The following is a 16466-nucleotide window of genomic DNA, read 5'->3' as shown; positions in this document are numbered from 1 at the left end:
AGGAGCACCCGATGCCTGCCCTGATCCCGACCGCCTTTTCCGCACGCATCCTTTGGCTGGGTGTCGTTCAAAGCCGTGAGGCGGCACTCTCCTCTGCCTCCGTGCCCAGTCTGCGGGCGCTGTTCGCAGGCCCTGAGGGCGAAAGTCACGGCGGTCTGACCCGGCTCTCGTGCAGCCGCGTGACCAAACAGCATCGGCGCGGCACGGAGATCCGCAATGTGCGGCAATTTTCCATCGTCTCTGCCGAGGAACTGGCCGAAATCGCCCAAAGGATGCAGCTGGATCACCTTGACCCCGCCATGCTGGGGGCGACGATCGTGTTATCGGGCATCCCGGATTTCACCAAGATGCCACCGTCCTCGCGGCTGCAGGGGCCGGACGGGGTCACGCTGACCATCGACATGGAAAACCGCGCCTGCACTCTGCCCGCCCGGGTGATCGAGGCGGCCATGCCCGGCTATGGCAAACGCTTCAAACGCGCGGCGCAGGGGCGACGCGGGGTGACAGCTTGGGTGGAGCGTGAGGGGGTTATTTCAGTAGGCGACGAAATGCGCCTTCATATACCGGATCAACCGGTATGGTCGCATCTCGACAAGGCCCGACGAGGGAATACAGGCCTTGCCGAAACAACGTGAGCCTTAAACAAAGGCCAGAACAATGCTCGCCAGCAAAAGAGTGGCAGCGAAACTCGTATGGAACACAACTGCGGCAGCACTCATTACAATCTCCTTGGCAGTGGGATTATCGTTTCTCTTAAAAGACTAACAACTGGTAAACGGAATTGGTTCCATCGATCTATTGCAGCGATTTTAAAAACGCGGGATCCGCCTTTCGCTATCGCTGACTTTTTAAGGGCGGTGTTCCACCGGGGTGCGCTGAATTGAGGCATCTGGCGACAACGATCCTTCCCCATACTTTCCTTCACGACAGAGAGGCCTCAGCCATGACACATCTCACGGATATCGAAATCGCCCGGGCTGCGCGCAAGCAGAAGATACAGGCCATTGGCGCGCGGCTGGATATCCCGGAAGAGGCATTGCTGCCCTATGGCCACGACAAGGCAAAGGTCGCGCAAAGCTTTATCGAAGGGCTGCGAGATCGCCCTGACGGCAAGCTGATCCTTGTCACCGCCATTACACCGACGCCGGCTGGAGAGGGCAAGACGACGACGACTGTAGGGCTGGGGGACGGGTTGAACCGCATCGGCAAGCGGGCCGCGATCTGCATCCGCGAGGCGTCTCTTGGCCCCTGTTTCGGGCTGAAGGGTGGTGCGGCTGGTGGTGGCTATGCTCAGGTGATCCCGATGGAGGATATGAACCTGCATTTCACCGGGGATTTCCACGCCATTACCTCGGCCCACAATCTGCTGTCCGCGATGATCGACAATCACATCCACTGGGGAAATGAATTGCAGATCGACCAGCGGCGCGTCGTCTGGCGGCGTGTGATGGACATGAACGACCGGGCGCTGCGCGACATCGTGACCTCGCTCGGGGGGCCTGCGAACGGATTTCCGCGCCAGACCGGGTTCGATATCACTGTCGCCTCCGAAGTCATGGCGATCCTGTGTCTTGCCGAGGATCTGGCCGATCTGCAGCGCCGTCTGGGAGAGATCATCGTCGCCTACACCCGCGAGAAAGAGCCGATCCGCGCCCGTGACCTCAAGGCCGATGGAGCCATGACAGTGCTGCTGCGCGACGCCATGCAGCCCAACCTGGTGCAGACGCTGGAGAACAACCCGGCCTTCGTGCACGGCGGTCCCTTCGCCAATATCGCACATGGCTGCAACTCGGTGATCTCGACCCGGCTGGCGTTGAAACTTGCGGATTATGTGGTGACCGAGGCGGGATTTGGCGCAGACCTTGGCGCGGAAAAGTTCATGGACATCAAGTGCCGCAAGGCGGGCCTGTCCCCGGACGCGGTGGTGCTTGTCGCGACGGTCCGGTCGTTGAAGATGAATGGCGGCGTGGCGAAAGAGAATCTGGGGGCGGAAAACCCGCAGGCAGTGCAGGCGGGCTGTGCCAACCTGACCCGTCATCTTGAGAACCTGCGCGGCTTTGGTGTGCCGGTGGTTGTCGCGATCAACCGCTTTGCCGGGGATACAGAGGCGGAGCTTGAGATGCTGCGCAAGACGGTCGAGGCAGAGGATGCCGAGGTTTTCCTGTGCAACCACTGGGCCGAAGGCTCGGCCGGCATCGAGGCTCTGGCGCATCGCGTGGCCGAGCTGGCCGATAGCGGAGAGGCCGCCTTCCAGCTGCTCTACCCCGACACCATGCCGCTGTTTGAGAAGATCGAGACCGTGGCGCGCAAGATCTACCGCGCCGACGGCGTCGACGCCGACCCCAGGATCCGAGCTCAGCTCGCGGAGTGGGAGGCCCAAGGGTTTGGCGATCTACCCGTCTGCGTGGCCAAGACGCAGTATAGTTTCTCGGCGGATCCCAGCCAGCGCGGCGCAGTCACCGGCCATCGTATCCCCGTGCGAGAGGTGCGTCTGAGCGCGGGGGCGGGCTTTATCGTCGTGATCTGTGGCGAGATCATGACCATGCCCGGCCTGCCGCGCACGCCAGCCGCCGAGGGCATAGGCCTGAACGCCGACAATCAGGTCGAGGGGTTGTTCTAGCGCGGCATCGGAATGGCGCGGGCCACCGGCCCCGTCAGCACGGCAATCGCCCTCGGCTCCATCAAGGGGCTCAGTGCGGCGTGTTGGCTGCGCAGACCGCCTGTGTAGGTCCCGAAGGCGGGCATGATGACCCGCGCAGCGTCGATCAGAAAGCACGGGCGGGCGCGGCCCCCCGTGCGCGCGATTGCAGCCTTGGGGTGATAGTGGCCCGAGATTTCGCCACTGCCGCCAGCCTCCGCGATATGGCGAAAGGTCAGGGGGCTCTCGGTCAACTCTGCCAGATGTGTGCCACCCAGACCGACGGGACCGGGATCATGGTTGCCCTCGATCCAGACCCACTTGCGGCCCGCCTGTAACCGCTGCAGCCAGAGCAGCGCAGGTTCGTCCAGCGCATCGGCCGCCGCGGCATCATCAAAACTGTCCCCAAGGCAGATCACCACTTTGGGAGAGAGCGCGCTGATCTCCTCCTCAAGGCGCTGCAGGGTGTCCTGCGTCTCATAGGGTGGCAGGGCGCTGCCGCCGCGCCGGGCGAGGCGCTCGGATTTGCCAAGGTGCAGGTCCGACACGCACAGGAGGCTCTGAGCAGGCCAGTAGAGCGCGCCAGTGCCCCGGGCGACCAGTGTGGCCCCGGACAGCGTGAAGGCATGGCCCTGCGCCTCTGCGACCTCAGACAAGGCCCGCCTCCTGCATCAGACGCTCGGCTTCCTGCGCTTCAAGCCGTGCGCTGCCTTCGCCCTCAATCGGGACCTTGCCGATTTCCATGAACAGCGGTGCAGCGAGGGGCGAGACCCGGTCCAGCCGCAGATGGTCGATGCGGCCCGCAACACGGGCTGCCATCTCCTCTATCCGGCCAAAGTCGACAAGGCCGCGCATCGCCTCTTGCCGTGTGATGTCCATCAGCAGGTGGCCGGGATCGTACTTCAGCAGGGTGTCATAGAGGATATCTGAGGAAAACGTCGCCTGACGTCCGCTCTTGCGGGCCGAGGGGGTGTTGCGCTGGATCAGCCCGGCGATGGTGGCGGCGCCTCGAAAGGTACGCTTCATCACCGCATTGCCCGCGAGCCAGCCATCCAAGCCCTCGCGCAGCGCTTCCAGATCGAACAGGGGGGTAGGGTCCAGAACCTCCTCCAGCCCCCAGATCAGCGTCGCATAGTCGGTGGAGACGAAGCCGAGGGGAGCAAGGCCCAGCTCCTCCATGCGCTTGCTCAGCAGCAGACCCAGCGTCTGCATCGCGTTGCGCCCGGCAAATCCGTAGACGCAGAGGTGCATGCGGCCGTCATGCGGGAAGCTCTCGATCAGCAGGCGACCGGGTTCGGGCAGGCGCGAGACCTCGCGCTGCAGGGCCAGCCATTCGGCGGTATGGCGTGGCAGCTCCGGCCAGCTCTCTTGCTGGAACATGCGCAGCACCCGCTGCGACAGCTGGGTCGAGGTCGCGAACTTGGTGCCGCTGAACACCGCCACCTTGGGCTTGCGACCGGGATCTCGGCTGACCTCGACCGTCATTTCGCGCAAGGATTCATATCGCACGATCCGCCCGCCGATCAGGAAGGTGTCGCCGGGCGTCAGCGAGGCGGCAAAGCTTTCCTCGACCTCGCCCAAGGGTTTGCCGCCGCCGCGTTTCAGGCGGACTTTCAGCGTATCGGTGTCCTGAATGGTGCCGATGTTCATGCGGATCAGCTGGCTGGCGCGGGGGTCGCGCAGATGCCAGCGCCCGTCGGCGGCCTGCTTCAGCCGCTGCCACTGGTCATAGGCGCGCAGGGCGTAGCCGCCGGTGGCGCAGTAATCGAGGCAGGCGTCGAACTCAGGGCGGGTCAGGTCGGCGTAGGGGCCGGCGGTGCGCACCTCGTCAAACAGATCCTCGGCGGCGAAGGGACCGGCGCAGGCGGCAATCAGGATCTGCTGGCAGAGCACATCGCGCGGGCCGGGACCACGCGGATCACCGTCCAGATCGGCCTCGCGCACGGCCTCCAGCGCGGCTTCGCACTCGACCACCTCGAAGCGGTTGGCGGGCACCAGTAGCGCCTTGGAAGGCGCGTTATAGCGGTGATTGGCGCGCCCGATCCGCTGCACCAGCCGCTTGACGTTCTTCGGCGCGCCGACCTGGATCACCAGATCCACATCGCCCCAGTCGATCCCGAGGTCGAGCGAGCCGGTGCAGACGACTGCCCGCAACCGCCCCTGCACCATGGCCTTCTCGACCCGCTCTCGCTGCGTGCGGTCGAGCGAACCGTGGTGGATGCCGATGGGCAACCCGTCCTCGTTCGCCAGCCAGAGGTTGTGGAAAAAGATCTCGGCCTGGGCGCGGGTATTGTGGAAAATCAGGGTGATGCGGTGTTTCTTCACCTCCTCCAGCACGTCCGCGATGGCATAGGCCGCGCCGCCTCCGGACCATGGCGGCGGCGTGTCGCTGCGCAGCATCTGGATGTCGGGCGCCGGGCCGGGGTCAGCCTGCAGGATGTGACAAGGGTCGGGGTGGCGCGCGAGAAACTGCGCCAGAGCGGGCGGGTCCTCGACCGTGGCGGACAGTCCGACGCGGCGCAGACCGGGGCAGAGGCGCTCCAGCCGCGCCAGCGCCAGCATGAGCTGATCGCCACGCTTGCTCTCGGCTAGGGCGTGGATCTCGTCCACGACGACCCGCTTCAGCCCTGCGAACATGCGGGGCGCGTCCTCATAAGACATCAACAGCGCAAGGCTCTCGGGGGTGGTCAGCAGGATATGGGGTGGGTCGACGCGCTGACGTCGCTTGCGGCTGGAGGGGGTGTCGCCGGTGCGATCCTCGATGCGGATCGGCAGGGCCATTTCCTCGACCGGGGTTTCGAGGTTGCGGCGGATATCAGCGGCCAAAGCCTTGAGGGGCGAAATGTAGAGGGTGTGCAGGCCCTTGTGCTCGCCCTCGGCGAGGTCAATCAGCGTCGGCAGGAAGCCCGCCAGCGTCTTGCCACCGCCCGTCGGCGCGATCAGCAGCAGCGCAGGATCATCGGCGCGCGCCAACATCTCAAGCTGGTGCGGATGCACCTGCCAGCCACGGCCGGCGAACCAATCGGAAAATGTCTGGGGAAGCTGCCTCATGAGAACAGAGATAGGCGCGGTCCCCCGATTTGACGAGGCTATTGCGATAGTTTCTGCAGCTTGGCGCGCAACTCGGCAATGGTCGGGGCCAGAAGGGTTTGCCCCTTGTCGGCGGCCTCCTCCGACCAGGATGAAAACCGCTCCAGCAGAGGCAGGAAGGTGTCGATTTCGGCCTCCGTCCAGCCCTTGAGGTAATCGCCGAGGATGAGGAACTTGATCGTGCGAACGGCATCCACGGTGGCCAGACCCTTCTCGGTCAGCTCGACGATGGTGCGGCGGGCATCCTGCTGGCTGACGCCGCGCGCCAGCAGCCCCTGATTGATCAGCTCCGACACCAGCCGCGAGGCGCGCGAGGGGTCGATGCACAGCCGCGTCGCGATGGTCGAGACCATCGTTTCGCCCTTGTCGGCGCCAAATTCGTTGGAGGGCGCCCAGGTTGCAATCAGCACGTCCAGTTTGGGAAGGTCGATGTCCAGGCCCAGCTCGGCAAGTGCCATGCGCCCCAACTCTCGCTTGCCGACGCGGCGACGCCACTGCTGGAGGATCGCGTCAATCGCCAGAGCCTGATCCGTCACCGCGGCAGGAATACCTGCATGCGCCAGAAAGTCGGCCATATCCTCGTCTCGTGTCCCGATCGGACTACCCTCCGGTTGCGCTCTGAAGTTGCATGCTATTGACATGCTTATGCGCGGTGCACATATTCACTTGAACCAAATTTATCAAGTTGCAACCTGCATTTCCACGCTGCGGTGATGGTTTGACCCTGCATTTCGAAAGTACTGACGCAAGATGACCTCACCTGACGCCCGCACAGACAGCACAACTGGCGCGGATATGGCCTCGCCCGACAGCAGGACGCTGCGGGTCGTGCTGATGACGGTGGCGCTGACACTGTTTCTGGCCTCGACCGGGCAGTCCATCGTTTCGACCGCCTTGCCCGAGATCGTCAGCGATCTGGGCGGGCTGTCCTATATCACCTGGGTCGTGACGGCCTACCTGCTGTCCTCGACCATTGGCGCGCCGATCGCAGGCAAGCTGGGGGATATGTACGGCCGCAAGATCGTGCTGCAGTGCGCCATCGTGATCTTTCTGATCGGGGGGGCGATTGCCGGGCTTGCGTGGAACATGCCGGTGCTGATCCTCGGGCGCATCATACAAGGCTTCGGCGGGGGCAGCCTGATCGTGGTCTCGATGGCGGTCGTTGCAGATGTCTTGCCGCCGCGCGAACGTGCACGCGCGCAGGGGACGCTGTCGGGAGTCTTTGGCGTCTCGACCGTGCTCGGCCCGCTGGTCGGCGGCTTTCTGGTCCAGAGCGTCGGCTGGCACTGGATTTTCTTCGTCAACCTGCCCTTCGGCATCGCCGCCTTCGTCGTGCTGACCCGCACGCTTGAGGCTCAGGTGCATACCGTTCGCCACAAGATGGACTACCTCGGCGCCGTGCTGCTGATGTGCTTTCTCAGCGCGCTGGTTCTGCTGGCCAACTTGGCCGGGACTGTGCTGGCCTGGAGCGCGCCGTCCACCCTTGCCCTGATGGCCGTGACCGTTGCGTCGCTGGTCGGGTTCCTCTTCAATGAGGGGCGCGCCAGCGAGCCTGTGATGCCCCCCTTGCTGTTCCGGGTGCGCAATTATCAGGTCGCCAACAGCGTCAACTTTCTGGTGGGGATGGCGATGTTCGGCACGATTTCCTTCGTGCCGATGTTCCTGCAGGTGGTGAAAGGCGTCGACCCTGCGCGCAGCGGGATCTACCTGATCGCAATGATGGCTGGTCTGATCGGCGGCTCGTTCTCCGCTGGTCGTTTCATGACCCGGACGGGGCGCTATCGCTTCCTGCCGCCGATGGCGACCGCGCTGCTCTGCGTGTCGCTGATCGCCCTGTCGCGGATCGGGTCGGAGACGCCGCTGTGGCAGATCGCGGCCAACCTCGCCTTTGTCGGCCTTGGCATCGGCCCGAACCTCAGCGTCGGCGTGGTGGCGATCCAGACGGCTATTCCGCGCGAACACCTCGGCGTGGGCACGGCGAGCGCGAACATGTTCCGCCTGACGGGCGGTGCGGTCGGCACCTCGATCTTCGGGGCGGTCTTCAACCACGGCATGACGCTGCACGTACAACCCCTGATGCCCCAGCTTGAGCGGATACAGGATCTGACCACGACGATCATCGCCGAGCTGGAGCCGGTGTCCCGACAACTGGTCATTGAAGGGTTCTCGGACGCCATAGCGCCGATGTTCCTGATTGGCGCCGTGGTGGCGGGGCTGGCCTGCCTGATCTCGCTGCGCCTGATCGAATTGCCACTGGCCTCTGCCAGCCCGGCCCAGCCTGCACCCGCAGAATAGCCCGCAGACACAAAAGGCCCCGCCGGATCAACGGCAGGGCCTTTTCCTGTTCATTCCCGTGATCTTAGACCAGCGTCGCCTGGGTCGAGGCGCGCATCTCTTCGTCAGAGACACCCTCGGCCAGCTCGACGATCTTCAGGCCGCCTTCAACCACGTCGAGGACGCCGAGGTTGGTGATGATGCGATCCACCACAGCCCGCCCGGTCAGCGGCAGGGTGCATTCCTTCAGCACCTTCGATTCGCCGTGCTTGTTGGTGTGGTCCATCACCACGACAACCTTGCGCACCCCGGCGACCAGATCCATCGCGCCGCCCATACCCTTGACCAGCTTGCCCGGGATCATCCAGTTCGCGAGGTCACCGTTTTCGGCCACTTCCATCGCGCCGAGGATCGCCATGGCGATCTTGCCGCCGCGGATCATGCCAAAGCTGGTGGCACTGTCAAAATAGGCGGTCTGGGGCAGTTCGGTGATCGTCTGCTTGCCAGCATTGATCAGATCGGCATCCTCGCTGCCCTCAACAGGGAAGGGGCCCATGCCCAGCATCCCGTTTTCCGATTGCAGCGTCACTTCGACGCCCTCGGGGATGTAGTTGGACACCAGCGTCGGGATCCCGATGCCGAGGTTCACATACATGCCGTCTTCAAGCTCTTTCGCCGCGCGGGCGGCCATCTGGTTTCTGTCCCAAGGCATGGCTCTCTCCTCAAATCTCGATGTGTCGTTCAGACAAGGTGTCAGGCCGCAGGGCGCGTGGTGACTTTCTCGATCCGCTTTTCATGCTCGCCCTGAATGATGCGGTGCACATAGACGCCGGGCAGGTGGATGGTGTCGGGATCAAGGCTGCCGGTCGGCACGATCTCTTCGACCTCGACGATGCAGATCTTGCCGCACATGGCTGCGGGCGGGTTGAAGTTGCGGGCCGTCTTGCGGAACACAAGGTTGCCGGTCGGATCGGCCTTCCAGGCTTTGACGATGGCCAGATCAGCGACGATCCCACGCTCAAGGATATACTCCTGACCGTCGAACTCCTTGGTTTCCTTGCCCTCCGCGATGACAGTGCCGACGCCGGTCTTTGTGTAGAAGCCGGGGATGCCAGCGCCGCCGGCGCGCATACGCTCGGCCAGCGTGCCTTGGGGATTGAACTCCAGCTCAAGCTCGCCGGACAGATATTGCCGCATGAATTCAGCGTTTTCCCCCACGTAGGAGGAGATCATCTTCTTCACCTGACGTGTCTGCAACAAAATGCCGATGCCAAAATCATCAACGCCTGCGTTGTTGGAGGCAAAGGTCAGATCCTTCGTGCCTGCGTCCTTGATCGCTGCAAGCAGCAGCTCGGGGATACCGCAGAGGCCAAAGCCACCAGCCGCTATGAACATGCCGTCGAACAGCACGCCCTCGAGCGCGTCTGCCGCAGAATCGAACACCTTTTTCATGAATTCCTCCGAATTATTTTCTACTTTCTGACCCTGGACGCCGGACATGTCAATTTATTGCCGCACTGTGGCATTGGGTGCCGCGATGCAGAAACGGCCCCTGAAACAGGGGCCGTTGGTGCGCGTTGCATCTCTGCTGGAATAAGCAAGCTCTGGCGTTATTCGCCGTCCTCGGGCGGGGCCTCAGGCTTTTTCGCGGCAGGTTTCTTGGCCGGAGCTTTCTTGGCTGCAGGCTTTTTCGCTGTCGTCTTCTTGGCCGCTGTCTTGGTCGTCGCAGCCTTAGTCGTCGCCGCTTTGGTTGTGGCTTTTTTCGCCGCAGGTTTCTTGGCTGGGGCTTTGCGCGCAGGCTTCTTGCCGGATTTTGCGGCCTTTTCGTTGATCAGCTCGACGGCGGCTTCCATCGTCAGGCCTTCAGGCTCGACGTCGTTGGGCAGCGTGGCGTTGATCTTTTCCCACTTCACGTAAGGCCCGTAACGCCCCGTCATGACGTTGACCGGTCCGCCGAGCTCGGGGTGTTCGCCCAGCTCTTTCAAGGGCTTGGCCGCTTGGCCACGACCGCCACGCGCCAGCTTCTGCGCCAGCAGCTCAACCGCGCGGTTCATGCCGACCTCGAAGACCTCATCAACATTGGCAAGGTTCGCATAGGTCTTGTTGTGTTTCACGAAGGGGCCAAAGCGGCCGATCCCGGCCTCGATCATCTCGCCATCTTCCGGGTGCGCGCCGATCTGGCGCGGCAGGTTCAGCAGCGTCAGCGCCTTTTCCAGGTCGATGGAATCGACTTCCCAGCCCTTGGGCAGCGAAGCGCGCGGCGGTTTCGGCACTTCTTCGGTGGCATTGCCGCGTTGCACGTAGGGGCCGAAGCGACCATCGCGTAGGCTGATCGGATCGTCGTTGTCGTGGCCGAGCAGCTTGCCATCCGGCCCGATCGAGCTGCCCTCGGCACCGGGAGGGCCGAAGGGCCGGGTAAAGCGGCATTCGGGGTAGTTCGAGCAGCCGATGAAGGCCCCGCCAGAGCGCGCAGTGCGCATCGACAGACGCCCCTGACCACAGTTCGGGCACAGGCGCGGATCGCTGCCGTCGCCTGCATCGGGGAACAGATGTGGCTCCAGAACCTCGTTGATCTTCTCCAGCACGTCGGTGATGCGCAGCTCGGAGGTTTCCTCAATCGCCGCGTGGAAATCGCGCCAGAAGCGTTTCAGAACATCCTTGTAGTCCCGCTCGCCCGCCGAAACGTCATCGAGCTCGCCCTCAAGATCGGCGGTGAAATCATACTCGACGTACTTGTGAAAATAGTTCGACAGAAAGGCGATGACGAGCCGCCCCTTGTCCTCTGGGATCATCCGCGACTTGTCCATGCGGACATAGCCACGGTCCTGAATGGTCGTGACGATGCTGGCATAGGTCGAGGGGCGGCCGATGCCGAGCTCTTCCATGCGCTTGACCAGCGTCGCTTCGGTATAGCGCGGCGGCGGCTGGGTGAAGTGCTGGTCGGGCGTGATCGTTTTCTTCTTTGCCGGTTCGCCCTGACTGATCTGGGGCAGGCGATTGTCGTCGTCATCGACGACGGCGTCATCCTTGCCCTCTTCGTAAACCCTTAGAAAGCCGTCGAAAATGACCACCTGGCCGGTGGCGCGCAGCTCGACTTGGTGATCGGCGCTGGTGATGTCGACGGTGGTCCGCTCCATCCGCGCACCCTCCATCTGACAGGCCAGCGTGCGCTTCCAGATCAGGTCATAGAGCTTGCGCTGATCCGCATCGGTGATCTTGAGCGCGGCGGCGTCCTTGGTCATCTCGGTCGGGCGGATACATTCGTGCGCTTCCTGCGCGTTCTTGGCCTTGTTCTTGTAGACGCGGGGGCTGGAGGGCACATATTCCGCGCCGTACCGTTCCTTGATCGCGTCACGGGCGGCGGTCACGGCCTCGGGGGCCATGTCGATGCCGTCGGTCCGCATATAGGTGATGTGGCCAGCCTCGTAGAGGCGCTGCGCCGCGCTCATCGTCTGGCGGGCACCCATGCCGAACTTGCGGCTGGCTTCCTGCTGCAGGGTCGAGGTCATGAAGGGCGGCGAGGGATTGCGCGAGGCGGGCTTGGCCTCGACCGAGGCGACAGTCAGATCGCGCGAAGTGATGGCCTGCACCGCCATCTCGGCAGCGGTTTGGTTTTCGAGCGAATAGCGGTCGAGCTTGTCACCGCCGAGCATGGTCAGCCGGGCTTCGTATTCCTGACCGCGCGGCGTCGTCAGGATGGCCTTCACGGTCCAGTATTCACGGGCACGGAAGACCTCGATCTCCATCTCGCGCTCGACGATCAGACGCAGGCAGACCGATTGCACGCGGCCAGCGGACTTGGCGCCGGGCAGCTTGCGCCAGAGCACGGGCGAGAGGTTGAAACCGACAAGGTAGTCGAGCGCGCGGCGGGCGAGATACGCCTCGACCAGCGGGGCGTCGACCTGACGCGGGTTCTTCATCGCCTCGGTGACGGCGGATTTGGTGATGGCGTTGAAGACCACGCGGCTGACGGGGGTGTCAGCCTTGATCGCCTTGCGCTTCCTCAGCGTCTCTTCCAGGTGCCAGGAAATCGCCTCTCCCTCACGATCAGGGTCGGTCGCGAGGATCAGGTTGTTGTCTTCTTTCAGGGCGTCGGCAATGGCCTTCACATGTTTGCGACTGTCGGCGCCGACCTCCCAGAGCATCTCGAAATCGTTCTCGGTATCCACCGATCCGTCCTTGGGAGGCAGGTCGCGGACGTGGCCATACGAGGCGAGGACGACATAATCGGAGCCCAGATATTTGTTGATTGTCTTGGCCTTAGCCGGGGATTCCACAACAACAACGGGCATCAGAGTTCCTTTCGAATGGCGGCTCGACTCGAAGATCGCGCCTTGGCGGCGGAACATGTGGGGTCGGTGGGTGGCTTGTCAATGGAGGCAAACCTGACTGGGTGCAATCCCCCTGCCATGGCGGAAAGCAGCGCATAACGTGAATGCGGGTCAGGAGAGCAACGCGATGAAACCGCCCGGTTGGCGTTCGATCCGGCCCTGAAGTTCGAGGTCGGTGAGGACTGGCATGACCCGCTGAGCGGGGCTGGCGATGTCGCGCAATAGCTGATCTTCGGCCAGTGGAGAGGGGCCGAGCCGGTCCAGGATGGCGCGGTGCAGGTCCTGTATCTCCTGCTTGGAGCGTGGGGGCGAGGGCGGCGTGGCCGAGGGGATGGGCCGCGTCGGGCGCGGTTGTGGGAGAGCGGCGCGAGGATTTTCGCCTGCGGTTCCAATAGCTTCGATCACATCATGGGCGCTGCGGACCAGTGTGGCCCCGTCACGCAGCAGCATGTTGCAGCCAGAGGCGCGGGCATCGAAGGGGTGACCGGGCACCGCCAGCACCTCGCGGCCCTGATCCAGCGCGTTGCGCGCGGTGATGAGAGAGCCGGACTTGGCTGCGGCCTCAACCACGATGACGGCGCGGGCGAGGCCGGAAATCAGCCGATTGCGCAGGGGAAAGTGCCGCGCCGTGGGCGATAAGCCGAGGGGTTGTTCGGAGAGGCGCAGACCGTTTTGCAACAGGGTCTCGGACAACTCACTGTTCTCAATGGGATAAATGACATCGGCGCCACCGGCCATCACGGCGATGGTGCCGCTGGACTGGCTGGCGTGATGGGCGGCGGCATCGACGCCGCGCGCCAGACCGGAGACGATGACATAGCCCTCAGCCGCCAGATCGGCGGCGAGGGCGCGGGCCATGCGCAGACCCAGAGACGAGGCCATGCGAGAGCCGACGATGGCGATCAGAGGGCGCGCCAAAGCCGCCCGGTTGCCAAGGATCCAGAGGCAGGGCGGCGGGTCAGCGAGGTCGAGAAGTTGCGCCGGATAGCCCGCATCACCGAGGCAGAGCAACTGGGCCCCAAGCGCGCGACCTTTCGCAAGTTCTTGTTCTGCAAGGGATATCGGGCAGGGGCTGTAGGTGTTGATCCCCGCGGCGCGGGCCATGTCGGGCAGCGCGGCAAGGGCCGCCTGGGCGCTGCCGTGCTGTGCCATCATCCGATAGAAGGTGGCGATACCGACCCGGCTGGATCGCAAGAGACGAAGCCACGAGAGCCGATCATCTTCCGTGGTGGGTGGGAGTGGGGGGTGAGTGGAAGGATGTGTATCCACGACCATCGTGACTCCGCCTGCTTGCAGATTCGTTGTACCGCTGGGGTGGTTAATTAAGGGTAAAGTTTTCCGCGGGGTTGGCGTTAATACTTGGGGTTTTCGCGGCGAAATCGCCCGGAATTTGATGTCGGTATCGCGTCGGTATCCGGGCGGTATTGCATTCGTCGCCGCTTTGTTAACCGAATCGTAGCGCGGCAACCTCGCCCAGAAGTGAGCCGGACAGCAAAAAGCCGCGCCCCCGGGGTTGGGGGGCGCGGCGAGTGTCGCTTGCAGGGCCAGGGCGCCTCAGGTGCCAGAGCCACCGACGGTCAGACCGCCGATCAGCACGGTGGGCTGGCCGACGCCGACCGGCACCCACTGGCCCGCCTTGCCGCAATTGCCCATACCGGGGTCGAGCGCCATGTCGTTGCCGAGCGCGCGGATGCGCTTCATCGCGGCGGGGCCGTCACCGATCAGCGTGGCGCCCTTGACCGGGGCGACGCGCTTGCCGTCCTTCACGAGGTAGGCCTCGGTGCAGGAGAAGACGAACTTGCCGTTGGTGATGTCGACCTGACCGCCACCAAAGCCGACAGCGTGGATGCCGTCTTTCATGTCCGCGACGATATCCTCGGGGTTGGAGTCGCCTCCGAGCATGTAGGTGTTGGTCATCCGCGGCATCGGCGCATGGGCATAGCTTTCGCGGCGTCCGTTGCCAGTGGGCTCGACCCCCATCAGACGGGCGTTCTGGCGGTCCTGCATATAGCCGACGAGGATGCCGTCCTCGATCAACACGTTCTTGCCGGAGGGCGTGCCCTCGTCATCAATGGTGATGGAGCCGCGACGGTCCGGGATCGTGCCGTCGTCCAGTACGGTGACGCCGCGTGCCGCGACCTGCTGACCGATCAGACCGGAGAAGGCCGAGGAGCCTTTACGGTTGAAGTCGCCCTCAAGCCCGTGGCCGACCGCTTCGTGCAGCATGACACCGGGCCAGCCCGGCCCGAGCAGAACGTCCATGATGCCGGCGGGGGCAGGGATCGCCTCAATGTTCACCAGCGCGACGCGCAGAGCTTCGCGGGCCTTGGCCTGCCAGTCGGCGGGGTCGAGCAGCCCGTCGAGGCCAATGCGCCCGCCACCCCCGGCGGTGCCGGTCTGACGCTGACCCTTGTCCTCGACAATGACCGAGACGTTGACGCGGGTCATCGGGCGCATGTCACGCACGATGTGGCCTTCGGGGCGCAGGATCTCGATCTCCTGACAGGAGGCGGCGACGGTGGCGCTGACCTGCACGACGCGGGGGTCGAGGTCACGGCAGAAGGCGTCGATCTCGCGCAGGGTGTCGACCTTGACCGGAAAGGCGTGGGCGGCGATCGGGTCCAGCTCGGCGTAGAGCTTGGTATTGGTGGCGCGGGGCGGGGGGGCCATGGTGCCGCCCCCATCGGCGACGGCAAGGCGGGCGGTGGCGACGGCGCGGCGCAGCGCGCTCTCCGAGATCTCGGTCGCATGGGCGTAGCCTGCAACCTCGCCGCGAACGGCGCGCAGGCCGAATCCCTCAGCCGCGTCATAGGAGGCGGTGCGGATGCGACCGTCATCAAAATGCAACATCTCGGAACGACGGCGTTCCATGAAAAGCTCACCATCATCGGCGCCAGCAACGGCTTCGCGCAGCAGCGAGAGGGCCGAACCCTCATCCAGCATTGTCTCAAACGGGCGGAACAGCGTATCTTTCATTGGGGGACGGCCTTTTCTGACGTAGAGTGGCAACAACGGCCTAAATGGCAGGGACGACGCCGGAATTCTTGATCTAAATCAAAAAAGCGTCCCTTTGCCGCGCAGGCGATTGTTGTCGTATGCGTTAGAATATGGTTTTAAGCATCGACAAACAACGGGAGCGAGCCTGAGATCCGGCGAATTCCCGATAGACACGAACGACACGCACCAAGAACTGCACCAACCGATCAGGGTGACCAATGCGATTTTTGAAACCTTCTCTGGCCCTTCTGGCCGCATTCCCAGCCCTTCCCGCCATGGCGCAGGAGCTTGAACGCGTGGGCAAACCGCACCTCGGCGGCATCGGCTTCCAGCCGGCATCGACCTCCGAAGCGGCAGATCTGCAATGGCTGGACGGCATGATCCTGGTGATCATCACCGTCATCGTCATTCTGGTGACGGGGCTGCTTTTGTTCGCCGCATGGCGATTCAACCGCAAGCGGAACCCCGTGCCGTCGACCTTCACGCACAATTCCCCGCTGGAGATCGCCTGGACCATCGTGCCCATCGTGATCCTGATGTTCATCGGGGCGTTTTCGCTGCCGACACTGTTCAAGCAGCAGACGATTCCCGACGGCGACATCCATATCAAGGTGACCGGCTACCAGTGGTACTGGGGCTATGAATACACCGACGCCGACGCAGCGGGCCTGGCCTTCGAGGGCTTCAAGCTGGAGAAAGAGCAGCTGGCGGACTACGGCTATGAGCCGGACGAGTATCTGCTGGCCACCGACACCGCCGTCATCGTGCCGGTCGGCAAGACCGTCGTGATGACCGTGACGGGCGCGGATGTGATCCACTCCTGGACCATCCCGGCCTTCGGGGTGAAGCAGGATGCCGTGCCGGGCCGTCTGGCGCAGCTGTGGTTCAACGCGGATCGCGAAGGGCTGTACTTCGGTCAGTGTTCTGAGCTTTGCGGCAAGGACCACGCCTATATGCCGATCACGGTCAAGGTGGTCAGCCAGCAGACCTATGATGCCTGGCTTGCCGCCAGCACCTCGGCAGGGCAGTTCGTGCCGCTGGCGCAGGTCGCACCGGCAACATGATGCATGTCGCGCCCCGGCCCTGCACAGGGCCGGACAGGCGCGCGAAGATCGGTCCCGGCATTTTCCGGGGCC

Annotated in this window: 12 protein-coding genes; 4 read left to right on the top strand and 8 right to left on the bottom strand. The window is 63.8% G+C overall.

What is annotated here, in order from left to right:
- Window positions 1–11: 11 nt before the first annotated feature.
- Window positions 12–635: an MOSC domain-containing protein gene (locus F3W81_RS10340; protein WP_193079092.1), complete on the top strand. Its 624-nt coding sequence runs from the start codon at window positions 12–14 to the stop codon at window positions 633–635.
- A 308-nt stretch (window positions 636–943) separates the two neighbouring features.
- Window positions 944–2620: a formate--tetrahydrofolate ligase gene (locus tag F3W81_RS10335; protein ID WP_193079091.1), complete on the top strand. Its 1677-nt coding sequence runs from the start codon at window positions 944–946 to the stop codon at window positions 2618–2620.
- Here the strand turns inward: F3W81_RS10335 and pdeM are convergent.
- From pdeM to F3W81_RS10320, 3 genes are read right to left on the bottom strand one after another with little or no spacing between them, the layout of a single operon-like run.
- Window positions 2617–3294 (bottom strand): ligase-associated DNA damage response endonuclease PdeM, encoded by a 678-nt coding sequence (pdeM, locus tag F3W81_RS10330; protein ID WP_193079090.1) that lies wholly within the window; start codon window positions 3292–3294, stop codon window positions 2617–2619. The two genes, F3W81_RS10335 and pdeM, sit on opposite strands and share 4 nt — an antisense overlap.
- Entirely contained in the window at window positions 3287–5689 is a 2403-nt protein-coding gene (locus F3W81_RS10325; RefSeq protein WP_193079089.1) for a ligase-associated DNA damage response DEXH box helicase, read from the bottom strand. Before F3W81_RS10325 ends, pdeM begins: the two co-directional genes overlap by 8 nt.
- A 38-nt stretch (window positions 5690–5727) precedes the next feature.
- Window positions 5728–6303 (bottom strand): MarR family winged helix-turn-helix transcriptional regulator, encoded by a 576-nt coding sequence (locus tag F3W81_RS10320; RefSeq protein WP_193083507.1) that lies wholly within the window; start codon window positions 6301–6303, stop codon window positions 5728–5730.
- Window positions 6304–6478: 175 nt separating this feature from the next.
- Between F3W81_RS10320 and F3W81_RS10315 the strand changes: the two genes are divergently transcribed.
- Window positions 6479–8023 carry an MDR family MFS transporter gene (locus F3W81_RS10315; protein WP_226941946.1) on the top strand — a complete coding sequence of 515 codons (1545 nt, stop codon included), beginning with the start codon at window positions 6479–6481 and terminating at the stop codon, window positions 8021–8023.
- Between the two features lie 64 nt (window positions 8024–8087).
- Here F3W81_RS10315 and F3W81_RS10310 read toward each other — a convergent pair whose 3' ends face one another.
- The 5 genes from F3W81_RS10310 to tldD form a co-directional block, all read right to left on the bottom strand.
- On the bottom strand, window positions 8088–8714 hold the full coding sequence (locus F3W81_RS10310; RefSeq protein WP_193083505.1) for a 3-oxoacid CoA-transferase subunit B: 627 nt from the start codon (window positions 8712–8714) through the stop codon (window positions 8088–8090).
- Between the two features lie 41 nt (window positions 8715–8755).
- Entirely contained in the window at window positions 8756–9454 is a 699-nt protein-coding gene (locus F3W81_RS10305; protein ID WP_193083503.1) for a CoA transferase subunit A, read from the bottom strand.
- A gap of 158 nt (window positions 9455–9612) precedes the next feature.
- Window positions 9613–12294 carry a type I DNA topoisomerase gene (gene topA / locus F3W81_RS10300; RefSeq protein WP_193083501.1) on the bottom strand — a complete coding sequence of 894 codons (2682 nt, stop codon included), beginning with the start codon at window positions 12292–12294 and terminating at the stop codon, window positions 9613–9615.
- A gap of 150 nt (window positions 12295–12444) precedes the next feature.
- Window positions 12445–13608, bottom strand: coding sequence for a DNA-processing protein DprA (dprA, locus tag F3W81_RS10295; RefSeq protein WP_193083499.1), 1164 nt, complete (start codon window positions 13606–13608; stop codon window positions 12445–12447).
- A 279-nt stretch (window positions 13609–13887) separates the two neighbouring features.
- The gene (tldD, locus tag F3W81_RS10290; protein ID WP_193083492.1) at window positions 13888–15309 is read right to left on the bottom strand and encodes a metalloprotease TldD; all 1422 of its coding nucleotides are present in this window, start codon (window positions 15307–15309) and stop codon (window positions 13888–13890) included.
- Between the two features lie 239 nt (window positions 15310–15548).
- On the opposite strand from tldD, the gene coxB reads away from it, so the two are divergent.
- The gene (gene coxB / locus F3W81_RS10285) at window positions 15549–16394 is read left to right on the top strand and encodes a cytochrome c oxidase subunit II (RefSeq protein WP_193083490.1); all 846 of its coding nucleotides are present in this window, start codon (window positions 15549–15551) and stop codon (window positions 16392–16394) included.
- Window positions 16395–16466: the final 72 nt, after the last annotated feature.

Origin of the sequence: Pseudooceanicola spongiae, from assembly GCF_014899185.1 — a bacterium.
GTDB lineage: Bacteria > Pseudomonadota > Alphaproteobacteria > Rhodobacterales > Rhodobacteraceae > Pseudooceanicola > Pseudooceanicola spongiae.
Note: the sequence above shows the minus strand (reverse complement) of the source record. Positions and strands in the feature narration are given on the sequence as shown.

Excerpts from the sequence above, each read along its gene's own strand:
- F3W81_RS10340 (WP_193079092.1), top strand. The coding sequence starts at position 12 with ATGCCTGCCCTGATCCCGACCGCCTTTTCCGCACGCATCCTTTGGCTG.
- F3W81_RS10335 (WP_193079091.1), top strand. The coding sequence starts at position 944 with ATGACACATCTCACGGATATCGAAATCGCCCGGGCTGCGCGCAAGCAG.
- F3W81_RS10325 (WP_193079089.1), bottom strand. The coding sequence starts at position 5,689 with ATGAGGCAGCTTCCCCAGACATTTTCCGATTGGTTCGCCGGCCGTGGC.
- F3W81_RS10320 (WP_193083507.1), bottom strand. The coding sequence starts at position 6,303 with ATGGCCGACTTTCTGGCGCATGCAGGTATTCCTGCCGCGGTGACGGAT.
- F3W81_RS10315 (WP_226941946.1), top strand. The coding sequence starts at position 6,479 with ATGACCTCACCTGACGCCCGCACAGACAGCACAACTGGCGCGGATATG.
- F3W81_RS10310 (WP_193083505.1), bottom strand. The coding sequence starts at position 8,714 with ATGCCTTGGGACAGAAACCAGATGGCCGCCCGCGCGGCGAAAGAGCTT.
- F3W81_RS10305 (WP_193083503.1), bottom strand. The coding sequence starts at position 9,454 with ATGAAAAAGGTGTTCGATTCTGCGGCAGACGCGCTCGAGGGCGTGCTG.
- topA (WP_193083501.1), bottom strand. The coding sequence starts at position 12,294 with ATGCCCGTTGTTGTTGTGGAATCCCCGGCTAAGGCCAAGACAATCAAC.
- dprA (WP_193083499.1), bottom strand. The coding sequence starts at position 13,608 with ATGGTCGTGGATACACATCCTTCCACTCACCCCCCACTCCCACCCACC.
- tldD (WP_193083492.1), bottom strand. The coding sequence starts at position 15,309 with ATGAAAGATACGCTGTTCCGCCCGTTTGAGACAATGCTGGATGAGGGT.
- coxB (WP_193083490.1), top strand. The coding sequence starts at position 15,549 with ATGCGATTTTTGAAACCTTCTCTGGCCCTTCTGGCCGCATTCCCAGCC.